This window comes from Croceimicrobium hydrocarbonivorans (assembly GCF_014524565.1).
GTDB lineage: Bacteria > Bacteroidota > Bacteroidia > Flavobacteriales > Schleiferiaceae > Croceimicrobium > Croceimicrobium hydrocarbonivorans.
Genome location: NZ_CP060139.1, coordinates 2,113,359 through 2,126,278, shown reverse-complemented (window position 1 = coordinate 2,126,278; position 12,920 = coordinate 2,113,359). Strand labels below are relative to the sequence as shown.

Here is a 12,920-nt window from a genome sequence, read left to right as displayed (position 1 = left end):
TTTCTTTGGCTTAAGAATCGTCGAAATATGAATGCCGAAGAAATTTGCAAAAGGATTCGGAACCTCCGTGAGCTCCGTCGTATCAACCAAGCTGAAATCGCCAATCATTTAGGCATTACCCAAAGCAGTTATGCAAAAATGGAACGCGGCCAAACTAAGATCTCCCTCGATCGCTTTGTTGAGATTGTCGACTATTTAGATGCTGATCCTCTTTTCTTCTTCAAGGAAATTAACAGCCCTTCTCAAAAACCCAATCGGCCTTATCGGCAAAACAATCAAAATCGATCTCAGTGGGAAGAAAGCCTGGGCTACAACTTATATGTAGTAGCACAGCAAAATGAAGAATTGATGGATTTACTAGAAGGTTTAAAACCTCGTAGTGCTTAATACACTTAATTACTAACCAGAAAAGCCTTGTTCAGCAAGGCTTTTTTTATGCCTCAAATTATCCTTTTGCCTGAAGGTCAAAGTATCAAGACCAAACGATATTCTTAATCGATCGTCATTATAAAGTCACCTGGAATTTGTACGACTAGTATATTCGCAGCTTTTACTAACCCCTGCCTCCAAGGGCTTTATGACTCGTGAATGAGAAAAATTCTGATAACCAGTAGTTTACTAATTGCTGGTCTTTTTAGCAGCTATTTGCTTTGGTTTCAAAATCCAGAAGAGCAAATCGATATTCATCAAGAATATGCCAATTTTTTAGCGCAACATCCCCTTAATCAAGATCAAGGCATCAGCCTGACCGATTGGGAAAAACTTCCTAAAGCCGATCGCCCTGATCTGGCTGAACAGCAAAACTTCATTATGACTATGGATCCGGCTTTGGGTTATCCCACTCCGGAGCGACTTGTAGCTGCCAAAAGCAAACTTGAGCAAGCACGACTTTCTTTCTTGCAAAAATCCGCTTTGGATAGTAGCAATCTCCCCGACTTAGTTTGGGAAGAAAGAGGCCCTTATGATGTAGGTGGACGAACCCGTGCTTTGATGTACGACCCCAACGACAGTACCCATAAAAAGGTCTGGGCCGGAGCCGTAAGTGGTGGTCTTTGGTATAATACCGACATCAGCAATAGTAATAATCCCTGGGTGCCAGTAGATGATTTCTGGCAAAGTTTAGGGGTGAGCTGCATAAGTTACGACCCAACCAATCCTCAAATCTTTTATGTAGGAACTGGAGAGGGGCTTGGTGAAGTATCCTCTACCCGTGGACAAGGAGTATGGAAAACTTCCGATGGCGGCCAAAGCTGGAGCCAGCTTCCCAACTCTATCGATTTTGATGTAGTGCGAGACATCGCCGTTCGCAATGAAAATGGCAATGGGGTTCTTTATGTAGGCGTACGAGACGTTTCTTACAATGGTTTTGAACCTACGGTTGGCAGTCACGAAGGGCTCTATCGCTCTACTGATGGCGGTCAGACCTTTAACCAGGTTATGGATACCGTTCCTGGCACCCAATATCATTATGCCGTTGCTGATATTGAAATTGGTCCCGACAATCGTATTTGGATTGGCACTACTAATTCCATCAGCACCAATGGTTCCCGTGGTGGTGGTGCCATTCTTTACAGTGATGATGGCCTTAACTTTTTCCGCGTCCGCAATACCAATGGAAATCGGGTTGAAGTAGCCGTAGCCCCCAGCAATGCTGCTTTTATTTATGCCCTGATTGAGAACAATGGTATCATTTCTCAAATGATTCGCAGTACAGATTCTGGCAATAGCTGGCAAGCGATGAGTCGCCCTGACGATGATGATCCTGGAATTCCCTCTCATGATTTTACCCGTGGTCAAGCTTGGTACGATCTTATTGCCCAGGTAGATCCTAATGATGAAGCTACCCTTTTAGTAGGCGGAATTAATATTTTCCGCAGTACTGATACCGGAACCACCTGGAATCAACTAAGCCAATGGTATAGTGGTACTGGCTATCCTTATTTGCATGCCGATCAACATCAAATCGTTTTTAAGCCCGGTTCTTCCAATGAAGTCCTTTTTGGTAATGATGGTGGTGTAGCTCGATCTACCAATATTCAATCTGCTAGTCCAAGCTTCAGTATCCAAAATGCAGCTTATAATGTTACCCAGTTCTACGCCGGAGATATAAGTCCTTATGCCAGTTCTAATCAAATGATTGCCGGCGCCCAGGATAATGGAACGCAAAGATTCTCGCAAAGCGGCTTTGGCGTCACCAATCGTGCTACCGGAGGTGATGGTGCCTATTGCTTTATCGACCAGATCAGCCCCAATTTTTGGATGAGCAGCTATGTATACAATAATTATTACCGCTCCTTTAATTCGGGGAACAGCTTTGGACAAACCTTCATTAATAATAATGATGGTCGGTTTATTAATCCTGCGGACTATGATCCCAATTTGAATATTCTATACACCTGTAAAAACAGTTACCAGTTCTATCGCTACTCTAATGTAACCTCACAGGTAACTGAAGAAGTAGTACGATTAACCGGCTTAAGAGACCGCATTAGTCATATCCGAGTAAGTCCTTACGTAGATGATACCACCACCATTTGGGTAGCCAGTGGAGCCGGTATCATTTTCCGAGTAGATAGTGCCGATGTGGATGATCACGAAATTTTTACCGAAATCACCGGTTCCAATTTCCCGGCAGGTTATATCTCCTGCATTGAAGTGGGCGAAAGCGAAAAAGAGTTGATTACTACCTTTTCCAATTATGGCATTCCTTCCGTTTTCTACACTGAAGATGGCGGCCAAAGCTGGATGAACAAAGAAGGTGATTTACCTGATATGCCCGTTCGTTGGTGCTTGATAAATCCTCGTGACAAGCAAAATGTAATCCTCGCTACCGAATTGGGAATTTGGGAAACCCGCAATTTCCTGGACTCCATGCCCAATTGGAGTCCTGCCAATAATGGCCTGGCCAATGTGCGGGTAGATATGCTGAAACTGCGAAAATCTGACTACACCATTATGGCCAGTACCCATGGTCGTGGCGTTTACACGGCTCAATTTAAAGGAGGCTTAAGCATTGCTGAAAACGCCTTTACTAATGAAGTGAAAGCTTGGTCTATTTATCCTAATCCCAGCAATGCTCAATTTCAAATAGACTTTGAAGCAGAAGGGATTTGGGAATTGGAACTCTTCAATTTACAAGGGCAAAGAGTTCTCCAAGATCGTTGGTCGGAAAAAAGCCCGGACCGGGTCTACAATATCGCCCATCTGGCTAAGGGAGAGTATATCCTAAACCTTCGTCAAGGGGCCAAAAGGCATCAACAGAAATTAATTATCCTATAAATAAAAAAGGCTGCCCACGATGGCAGCCTTTTTTAATTCTATGTAAACAGCTTAGGCTTCTACTCCTAAGTTGTTGAATAAGCTTTGGAATAACAATAGTCCGTCTTCATTACCCAAATTGGCATCTGCTGCGCGTTCTGGGTGAGGCATCATGCCAAATACATTCTTTCCAGCATTGCATACCCCGGCAATATTATCCAAAGAGCCATTAATATTATCGGCTTCTGTAACCTCTGCCTGAGCATTAGAATAGCGGAATAAAATCTGATCATTGGCCACCAATTGCTGGTAGGTAGCCTCATCCGCATAGTAATTCCCTTCACCATGGGCTACGGGAATCATATAGGCACGACTATCATCTAAAGAAGCGGTAATGGCCGCAGTTTTAGATACCGGCTTTAAATGAACATTCTTGCAAATAAAGCTATGGCTGGTATTGTGCTGCAAGGTTCCGGGTAGCAATCCACTTTCACATAAAACCTGGAATCCATTACAAACACCTAAAACATATCCACCTTTATCAGCGAAAGCAATTACCTGCTCCATAATGGGCGAAAAGCGAGCAATGGCGCCACTACGTAAGTAATCTCCGTAGGAAAATCCTCCAGGCAAAACCACCATTTCTACTCCTTGCAGATCGGTGTCTTTATGCCATAATTCCACTACTTCGTGATCCATTTTACGCAGGGTATAGATCATATCCTGATCGCAATTACTTCCAGGAAATACCACTACTCCAATTTTCATAGTCCAAATTTTAATGGCGCAAAAGTACGAAGGATTGTGAAGTTGATAGCCACCATTTCCCTCCCTTTTGAAAGGATTGATTCAATCTCGACCCAAAAGAAAGAAGCCTTATAAACTAGCCAGACTCTTTCGACTTTTGGCATCGGCCCAGTTCCAGGACCAAGAACTTTGCTTGGCTTCTCCCTTCAAGAAAACCTCTTTACGAGTATCTAAGGCGCGACTAAATTCTTCAATATCATAATATTGAATCCAGCGCACATCATTACTCTGGTGCGCATTAATCTGTTCCTCAATTCGATCCAGATTAGCGTAAATTATGGGCAGGACCCGAGAATTGAGACGTAAATAATTATCCACGTCAATTTCATTTATTCGGCCATGACTCAAATTATGGCGGACGATAGTGCTATCCATATCCCATAAGCTCAAGCCTGCAATTAACAATAGGCTGTACAGGGAAACATGCCGAAATACATAACTGTAATTACGGGCTTCACTAAGCTTGCGATTCAGCAGAAACAAGCCCACTAATACAATGGAAAGAATGCTCAAGACCAAAATTCTACCATAGGCTAAGCCATGGAAATCGATATAATATTTGGTGCGCAGCAAAACGGAAATGCTCAGCACTGCATTTTGAATCAGCCAAATTTGGGCTAGGAGCTTTAGGCTTTTATTGCCGGGATAGAAGTTCAAATTGCGGCGAAAGAAATAGAAGACCACTGCTGCCGCCAAGATTAAAGATGCAATGAGATAGGCCACTCCTTCATGTAAAAACTCCTTCAAACTAAAGTACGAGGGCATATCAAAACCAAACCAATACCAGCGGATATCAATCACATTAACAATAAGCAAAAGGATATTGAGCGATAAGAAAACCAGCAGGGCCATACGATACTCGCGCTTTAAGGCTAAGGAAGAAAAGGACTTCTGCTTTTTAGACCCTGGCTTTCGCTGAATAAAATCACCAGGCTGAAAGCTTAATGGCCAAGACTTATTTCTTAAGAAGAAGGAACGTAGGATGAAGAAACCCAAAAGCATAAACCAAAAAAGCCCCCAGGAGAAATCCTCAAAAAGCTGAGTAAAGAGTCCGGTAAAATCATTGGTCCATTCTTTAAACATGGGGTTCCCCGCTCTAAAGAGCGCAAAGAAAAGTCCGAAAATCACCAGCGGCAAAATGCTCAATCGCAGCACCGCGAAAGCCCTTCGGCCGGAAGGCGGTCCATAAGCGGGCTCTGGTAAAAGGGCTTTTTGAAAGTTAAATATGCGGATAAAGCCATGACTGAAATGTTCGAGCACACTCAATTTAGGTCCCCAAAGAAAACTTTGATAGCTGAAATTGATAATGCAAAAAGCAAAAATCCCCAGCGCTGAATTATAAGCCATAACCGCATAAGCCGTGGCGAAAAAACTGAGAATATAGGGCCACTCTCCTTGGCGAAGCTTCCATTGTTTTTGCAAGGCCTTAGAACTCAGGCTCACCAGCAATCCAAATAAAACCAAGTTGATGCCCGTGCCTTCTTCCCAGAACAGGAGATAATACAAGAGCCATAAGAATAAAAAAGTCGCGTTCCTCATTAGTTTGATTTTGAACAAGAAACGCGACCTTCTCTAAGATATTTTGCTAGGAACTAGAGCCTTTTAATGGAGCAGCCCAATTCGCGGGTATCAGCCGGATCAATTTTTTCTCCGGCACCTAATGCTTTTAAGGCCCCTTCCAAATACATCTTCTCGGCTTCCTTACTGCGGTTTTCAAACTTATCGTTGATGCTTCCGCGGTACACCAATTTCATCCCTCCATCGAAAAGATAAACATGGGGAGTGGTTTTCGCCCCAAAGGCATTGGCCAACTCATTTTTAGCATCTAAAACATAGGGCATGCTATAGCCTGCCTCCTTAGCGTGCTTTTGCATTTCCGCCATGCTATCATCACCATCTCTCTTACGCTCATTGCTGTTTACGAGCACCATTCCGATTTGATTTTCATCGGCCAAGGATTTCAATTTTGGGTATTGATCTTCCCAGCCCAAAACAAAAGGACAGGTGTTACAGCTAAAGATGACTAATAAGCCCTTTTCTTTTTTGAGCTCATTGATGCTATAGCTTTCGCCATCTACGGCCTGCATTTTTCGATCTGCCAGGGGTGCCTTGGCCCCAAATTCCAATAAGGGATGATCTGCTTTAAAAGCGAATAAAGCCAGCATTACAAGGGGCATCGCCAATAAGGATTTCAAATTCTTCATTATGTGTGTTTTTTGGAATTTTGAATTTAAGGAAATCCTGAGTTCTGATTTGTTAAATCCGGCTAACAACCAGAATGATAGGCTCAACAACAAAGGGTATAAAAAAGCCGGATCTTAAAATCCGGCTCTGTATTATTAGAAATGCTCAATCTATAAAGGAATGTTTCCGTGTTTTTTCTGAGGAAGCTTATCCACTTTATTCTCTAACATTTTAAAGGCTTTAATCAGCTTCTGGCGAGTTTCATCCGGACGAATTACCTGATCCACATAACCACGGGCTGCAGCACGATAGGGATTCGCGAAAATAGAAGCATACTCTTCTTCCTTCTCTTTCAATTTGGCCTCAGGGTCTTCTGCTGCCTTAATCTCCTTGCGGAAGATAATTTCAGCCGCTCCCTTGGCTCCCATTACAGCAATTTCCGCTGAAGGCCAGGCATAGTTTAAGTCGGCCCCAATATGCTTGGAGTTCATCACATCATAAGCACCACCGTAAGCCTTACGGGTAATTACGGTAATACGGGGAACGGTAGCCTCACTAAAAGCATAAAGCAATTTAGCGCCATTGCTAATGATTGCATTCCACTCTTGATCGGTACCAGGCAAGAAACCAGGCACATCTTCAAATACCAATAAAGGAATATTGAAGCTATCGCAGAAGCGCACAAAACGCGCGCCTTTGGTGGAAGAATTATTATCTAAAACCCCGGCTAAATAAGCAGGTTGATTCGCTACAATACCGATGGAACGGCCCGCCAAACGAGCAAAGCCAACTACGATATTAGGAGCAAAATCTTTATGTACCTCCAAGAAGCTGCCTTCATCGGTAGTACCGTTAATCACCTCACGAATATCATAAGGTTGATTAGGGTTTTCTGGAATGATTTCATTGAGGGTAGGGCGAACCTCATCTCCGGGCTCATAAGCCAAAGCGGGAGCTTCCTCCTCGCAGTTTTGAGGCATATAGGAAAGTAGTTTCCTAAAACCCTTAATCAGGGTCATTTCATTTCCATAGGTAAAATGGGTTACCCCGGATTTGGTACTGTGGGCCGAAGCGCCTCCCAATTCCTCTGAAGTTACTTCCTCATGGGTAACGGTTTTTACCACGTTCGGTCCGGTTACAAACATATAACTGGTGTTCTCTACCATTCCGATAAAATCGGTTAAAGCCGGAGAATATACCGCCCCACCGGCACAAGGCCCCATAATGGCAGAAAGCTGTGGAATCACTCCACTGGCGCGGGTATTACGATAGAAAATATCGGCATAGCCCCCTAAGGAAACTACCCCTTCTTGAATACGGGCACCACCTGAATCATTTAAGCCAATTACCGGAGCACCATTCTTCATGGCTAGGTCCATCACCTTGCAGATTTTCTCGGCATGGGCTTCGGCTAATGAGCCTCCTAATACGGTAAAATCTTGTGCAAAAACATATACCAAACGACCATCAATAGTACCATATCCGGTAACCACCCCATCGCCTAAGAAATGCTGTTTATCCAATCCAAAGAAATTGGAGCGGTGTTTTACCAGCATGCCTGTTTCTTCGAAACTACCCTCATCGAGCAGAAAATGTATCCGCTCCCGGGCGGTAAGTTTACCTTTCGCGTGTTGGGCATCAATTCGCTTTTGACCGCCCCCTAATTGCGCTTCCTCGATTTTGGCTTCGAGATCCTTAATCTTATCCTGCATGCTTGCCATGGGAAATTGCTTTTGATAGGTTTTAAAAACACCGCAAAGTACTAAACAATGACTTCCAACTTACTGATATCTGACAGCTTTTTCCCGAGATTAAAAACAGAAAAGCCCTGTAAAATTGAGCTTACAGGGCTATTAGTAGAATTTAGAGTCAATATAGTTTAAGGCCTAGCCACCGCGGTGTTTTTTATGCATTCCCCGGCCTTTTTCGCGACGGTCCTCACGCATTTTCTCCAACTGACTCATTTGTTCTTCGGAAAGTACTTCGGAAAGTTTCTCTTTCACTTCCTCACGACGAGCCTTTTGCTCTTCGCGCGCCTTGGCTTCTGCTTGATGAAAGTCTTGTAGAATGGGCTTAACCGCTTCTATTTGTTCATCACTTAAATTTAACTGCTCTGCCATTTTGCGCAAGCGCATCTCTATTCTTTGTTCAGGAGTACGATCAGCTTTATCTCCAGGACCTTGCTGAGCGAATATGGGTGCTGTAAACAGGCTCAGAGCAAGGGCAAACACTAATTTTTTCATGATCTAATTTTTAATGATTTGCTGCTTTGAGCCTCTGAATCGCAATAGGTTTAATGCTGATTCTTGCTTTTAAGATTTCTTTAGCTTTTTGGCAATTCTACATGCCTTAAGCTCATTTGAACCTCGGTAAATTTCTCCGGCTGATCGATCACATATAAGAGCTTTTGTGCAACGGTTTCGGCGGAACTCAATTCATCATTCTGCTTATAATCCACAAATCGTTGCAGGTCCGGAAAGTCCTCTATCCGGCTGCGGCGAATTTCCCCTTGCATCTCGGTATCCACAATACCGGGAGAAATAGCATGTACCCGCACATCCGGATGATCCAAACGCAATACTTCAGAGAACATGGTTAAACCCGCCTTGGAAGCACAATACACGCTCCAACTTTTTACCGGATACGAAGCTGCTCCACTCGAAATATTGATAATGGTTTTGGGAATTTTGCGCGAAGCAAGGTTATCGAGAAAAAGCTTACACAGTAAACTCGGAGCCACCAAATTTAAATGGTAGGCATCTGCCGTGCGGCGAGGGTCAAGCTGAGCTACTGGCTTTACCGAACCCAGAGTACCGGCATTATTGACCAGAATCACTTCGTCTGTATCATCTTTCAAGCCATCAAAACCAATCCCGGCATATTGATCCAATTGGGATAAATCCACATTAATATGGCGGTAATTCGGATGCTCAATTTTATGGCGACGGGCAAAGCCCGTTACTTGATGCCCCTGAGCCAAAGCCGCTTCTGCTAAGGCCATCCCAATTCCGGAGCTGGTTCCGGTGATGTAAAACTTCTTCATTTGTATTGCTTTAAAAAAAGCCTCCCCGAAGGAAGGCTTTTCAAAATTAGTTAAGCAAGTGCTTGTTTCAAATCGGCTATTAAATCGGCCTCATCTTCTATACCCACACTTAATCGAATTAAGCCATCGGTAACCCCGGTCTTTAATCGTTCTTCCACCGGAATAGAAGCATGGGTCATAGATGCAGGGTGACCTGCCAGGGACTCCACTCCACCCAGAGACTCCGCCAGGGTAAATACTTTAAGTGCAGATACCACTTTTACGGCATCTTCCATACTGTCGCCCTTCAAGCGAAAGCTAACCATTCCACCAAAGTCTTTCATTTGCTTTTGCGCTACGGCATGATTGGGGTGATCTTCAAAACCGGGCCAGTAAACTGACTCCACCCGATCGTGATCGCGTAAAAACTGCGCCACCGCTTTGCCATTTTCGCAATGACGTTGCATACGAACATGCAGGGTCTTAATTCCCCGCAGGGTTAAGAAGGAATCCATGGGCCCACAAACAGCACCACTGGAATTTTGAATGAAGTAAAGCTGATCGGCCACTTCTTTATCCTTAACCGCTAGTAAGCCTAATACCACATCACTGTGACCGGCCAGGTATTTAGTTGCGCTGTGCATTACAATATCAGCGCCCAGCTCAATAGGTCTTTGTAAATAAGGAGTAGCAAAGGTGTTATCTACCACTAGTAAGGCGCCAGCCTCTTTAGCTACTTTACTCATCGCTTCAATGTCGATGATATTCATCATCGGATTGGTTGGGGTTTCCACCCAGATGAGTTTGGTATTGGCATTCACCTTATCTTTAACAGAGCTGGCATCGGCCATTCCGGTAAAGTGAAACTTGATTCCGTATTTGCTGAAAATCTTGGTAAACAAACGATAGGTACCACCATATAAATCATTGGTAGAGATCACTTCATCTCCGGGCTCCAACATTTTAATTACGGCATCGATAGCAGCTAAGCCACTACCAAAGGCTAATCCAAAACCTCCTCCTTCGATACTGGCAATGGAATTCTCCAAGGCCATACGAGTGGGGTTCTGCGTACGCGAATATTCAAAACCCTTATGTCCACCCGGATGGGTTTGCGCATAAGTGGAAGTTTGAAAAATGGGAGGCATTACCGCACCGGTAGCCTCTTCGTGTTTTTGTCCTCCGTGAATGGTGAGCGAATTAAAGCGTAAGTCTTTATCCGACATCTTGATATTTTTGGATTTACAGCAAATGTAAAAGGATTAGTTGGTAGCCCATGCGATTAAATCCGTCTAAATAAGCTCCTCCAAAGCTGTTCATTCGACAATTCAAGTCCTAATCCTTAAATTCGCAACACTTTAATTAAACGTAGCATAACAATGAAAAAACTATTGTCTTTTACATTGGCTTTAGCCTTGGCTCTGCCAGCTTTTGCCAATGAGGGCATGTGGCTCCCCCTCCTTTTGGGCCGCAACTATGAAGACATGAAAGCACACGGTCTTCAGCTTACTCCAGAGCAGATTTATGATGTAAATAATGGTAGTCTTAAGGACGCTATTGTTTCCTTCGGTGGATTTTGTACCGGTGAGATCATTTCTAATGAAGGTTTGATCCTTACCAACCACCACTGTGGATACGGCCAAATTCAGTCGCACTCCAGCACTGAGCACGATTATCTTACCGATGGTTTCTGGGCTTATGAAAAAAGTCAAGAGCTTGCTAACGAAGGTTTGTTCGTTCGCTTCCTGGTACGCATGGAAGATGTAACCAACCGCGTTTTAAATGAGCTTAATGACGACATGAGCGAAGAAGAGCGCGCAAAAGCCATTTCTGAAATTGGAAAAACCATTTCTGATGAGGCTACTGATGGCACCCATTACGATGCCAACGTACGCAGCTTCTTCCACGGAAACGAATTCTACCTTTTCGTTTACGAAACTTTCAACGACATCCGTTTGGTTGGCGCCCCTCCCTCTTCTGTAGGTAAATACGGTGGCGATACCGATAACTGGATGTGGCCACGTCATACCGGTGACTTCTCTATGTTCCGCGTTTACGCCGACAAAGACGGTAAGCCTGCCCAATACTCTGAGGACAATGTTCCTTTAACTCCTAAGCACTTCTTACCCGTTAACATTAGCGGTGTTCAAGATGGTGACTATACCATGGTTATGGGTTATCCTGGTTCTACCGACCGTTACTTAACCAGCTGGGGTGTAAAAGAGCAAATTGATCTTTATGGCCCTGCAGTAGTGCGTGTTCGTGACCTTAAATTGGCAGTGATGAAGCGTTATATGGAACAAGACGCTGCCACTCGTATCCAGTATGCCTCCAAGTACGCTCGTGTTTCTAACTACTGGAAATACTACATCGGACAAACCGAGCAATTACAGAGCAATCACGTTTACGACAAGAAAAAAGCGATTGAAGACAAATTTGCCAAATGGGTAAGTGCGGATGCCAAGCGCAAAGCCAAATACGGTGAAGTGTTAAAGATGTTTGCTGAGGCCTATGCCGAAACTAACAAAACTGTAAGAGCTGGTGTTTACGCTCGTGAAGCTGGTATTACCGGTCCGGAAATCGCTTTACAAGGACTCCGTTTCGGACGTACCATGCAATCCTACTTCAATGCGGCTAAGGCAATGGAAGAGACCGAAGATGAAGACACCAAAGCAGAGATGAAGACCTCTATGGAGAACATCATCAACAGCTTAAAAGCCAATGCTGATGAGTTCTACAAAGACTACAATGCTAAGCTTGATCAAGATCTTACCGCCAATATGTTATCCTTATACTACAAGGATATTCCTGCCGACCAACAGCCTGAAATGCTGAAGGAATTAGGCAAGAAATACAAAGGCGACTTCGGCAAATATGCGGCTAAATTATTCGACAAGAGTGTATTAGCCAGCAAAGAATCTTTATTAGAGTACCTCGAAGATCCTAAAGCTAAAACCCTGAAAAAAGATATGGGTATTGCCTTAGGTGAAGGCATGTACGCTGCTTACCAAGCTTCTAACGACAATGGTGATGTAGACGATAAATTGGAAAAAGCCTACCGTTTATTTACGGCCGGTTTGCGCGAGATGAATTCTGATAAGAACTACTATCCTGATGCAAACAGCACCATGCGTTTAACCTATGGTACAGTAGGAAGCTACGATCCACGTGATGCTGTACATTACAATCACTATACTACCGCAGAAGGTATTATGGAGAAAAAGAATAATGACGATCCTGAGTTTGTAGTTCCTGCCCATTTGGAAGAACTGATTAAAGCCAAGGATTACGGTCGTTATGCTAATGAAGATGGTGAATTACCCGTTTGCTTCATCCACAATACCGACATTACCGGTGGTAACTCTGGTAGCCCGGTAATTAATGCTCGTGGTGAATTGATTGGTACTGCCTTTGACGGTAACTGGGAAGCGATGAGTGGTGATATCAATTTCGAATCTGAAATTCAACGTACCATCTCTGTTGACGTTCGTTATACCCTCTTCATCATCGAAAAGTATGCAGGTGCTAAAAACCTGATTGCTGAGATGAAAATTATTACCGAGCCTGTTGCTGATTCTGATGCCATGACCATGGAAGAAGACAGCAGCAAAGAAGAGCCTAAAAAAGCGGCTAAAATGTAAGCCAAGCT

Annotated in this window: 10 protein-coding genes; 3 read left to right on the top strand and 7 right to left on the bottom strand. The window is 43.8% G+C overall.

What is annotated here, in order from left to right; genetic code table 11:
• The first annotated feature begins 27 nt into the window (after positions 1-27).
• Together H4K34_RS09510 and H4K34_RS09505 are read left to right on the top strand one after the other, a co-directional pair.
• Complete coding sequence (locus H4K34_RS09510; protein ID WP_210757189.1) at positions 28-387, top strand: helix-turn-helix domain-containing protein; 360 nt, start codon at positions 28-30, stop codon at positions 385-387.
• Positions 388-588: 201 nt separating this feature from the next.
• A complete protein-coding gene (locus H4K34_RS09505; RefSeq protein WP_210757188.1) occupies positions 589-3,279 on the top strand; it encodes a T9SS type A sorting domain-containing protein in 2,691 nt (896 codons plus the stop codon).
• Between the two features lie 51 nt (positions 3,280-3,330).
• Here H4K34_RS09505 and purQ read toward each other — a convergent pair whose 3' ends face one another.
• The 7 genes from purQ to H4K34_RS09470 all read right to left on the bottom strand — a co-directional run bounded on the left by purQ (position 3,331) and on the right by H4K34_RS09470 (position 10,497).
• Positions 3,331-4,026, bottom strand: a complete 696-nt coding sequence (purQ, locus tag H4K34_RS09500; RefSeq protein ID WP_210757187.1) for a phosphoribosylformylglycinamidine synthase subunit PurQ — start codon at positions 4,024-4,026, stop codon at positions 3,331-3,333.
• Positions 4,027-4,134: 108 nt separating this feature from the next.
• A complete protein-coding gene (locus H4K34_RS09495) occupies positions 4,135-5,604 on the bottom strand; it encodes a DUF4153 domain-containing protein (RefSeq protein ID WP_210757186.1) in 1,470 nt (489 codons plus the stop codon).
• Between the two features lie 53 nt (positions 5,605-5,657).
• Positions 5,658-6,269, bottom strand: coding sequence for a redoxin family protein (locus H4K34_RS09490; protein WP_210757185.1), 612 nt, complete (start codon positions 6,267-6,269; stop codon positions 5,658-5,660).
• A 150-nt stretch (positions 6,270-6,419) separates the two neighbouring features.
• On the bottom strand, positions 6,420-7,961 hold the full coding sequence (locus H4K34_RS09485; RefSeq protein ID WP_210760567.1) for an acyl-CoA carboxylase subunit beta: 1,542 nt from the start codon (positions 7,959-7,961) through the stop codon (positions 6,420-6,422).
• Positions 7,962-8,135: 174 nt separating this feature from the next.
• Positions 8,136-8,492, bottom strand: a complete 357-nt coding sequence (locus tag H4K34_RS09480) for a conjugative transfer relaxase/helicase family protein (RefSeq protein ID WP_210757184.1) — start codon at positions 8,490-8,492, stop codon at positions 8,136-8,138.
• 80 nt (positions 8,493-8,572) lie between these two features.
• Positions 8,573-9,292, bottom strand: coding sequence for an SDR family NAD(P)-dependent oxidoreductase (locus tag H4K34_RS09475; protein ID WP_210757183.1), 720 nt, complete (start codon positions 9,290-9,292; stop codon positions 8,573-8,575).
• 50 nt (positions 9,293-9,342) lie between these two features.
• A complete protein-coding gene (locus H4K34_RS09470; RefSeq protein WP_210757182.1) occupies positions 9,343-10,497 on the bottom strand; it encodes a cystathionine gamma-synthase in 1,155 nt (384 codons plus the stop codon).
• A 153-nt stretch (positions 10,498-10,650) separates the two neighbouring features.
• Here H4K34_RS09470 and H4K34_RS09465 point away from each other — a divergent pair, with 153 nt between their 5' ends.
• A complete protein-coding gene (locus H4K34_RS09465) occupies positions 10,651-12,912 on the top strand; it encodes a S46 family peptidase (RefSeq protein ID WP_210757181.1) in 2,262 nt (753 codons plus the stop codon).
• Positions 12,913-12,920 lie beyond the last annotated feature (8 nt).

What these genes read in the sequence shown, in the direction of transcription:
- H4K34_RS09485 (WP_210760567.1), bottom strand. Translation starts at nt 7,961, where the DNA reads ATGCAGGATAAGATTAAGGATCTCGAAGCCAAAATCGAGGAAGCGCAA.
- H4K34_RS09475 (WP_210757183.1), bottom strand. Translation starts at nt 9,292, where the DNA reads ATGAAGAAGTTTTACATCACCGGAACCAGCTCCGGAATTGGGATGGCC.
- H4K34_RS09490 (WP_210757185.1), bottom strand. Translation starts at nt 6,269, where the DNA reads ATGAAGAATTTGAAATCCTTATTGGCGATGCCCCTTGTAATGCTGGCT.
- purQ (WP_210757187.1), bottom strand. Translation starts at nt 4,026, where the DNA reads ATGAAAATTGGAGTAGTGGTATTTCCTGGAAGTAATTGCGATCAGGAT.
- H4K34_RS09465 (WP_210757181.1), top strand. Translation starts at nt 10,651, where the DNA reads ATGAAAAAACTATTGTCTTTTACATTGGCTTTAGCCTTGGCTCTGCCA.
- H4K34_RS09470 (WP_210757182.1), bottom strand. Translation starts at nt 10,497, where the DNA reads ATGTCGGATAAAGACTTACGCTTTAATTCGCTCACCATTCACGGAGGA.
- H4K34_RS09480 (WP_210757184.1), bottom strand. Translation starts at nt 8,492, where the DNA reads ATGAAAAAATTAGTGTTTGCCCTTGCTCTGAGCCTGTTTACAGCACCC.
- H4K34_RS09495 (WP_210757186.1), bottom strand. Translation starts at nt 5,604, where the DNA reads ATGAGGAACGCGACTTTTTTATTCTTATGGCTCTTGTATTATCTCCTG.
- H4K34_RS09510 (WP_210757189.1), top strand. Translation starts at nt 28, where the DNA reads ATGAATGCCGAAGAAATTTGCAAAAGGATTCGGAACCTCCGTGAGCTC.
- H4K34_RS09505 (WP_210757188.1), top strand. Translation starts at nt 589, where the DNA reads ATGAGAAAAATTCTGATAACCAGTAGTTTACTAATTGCTGGTCTTTTT.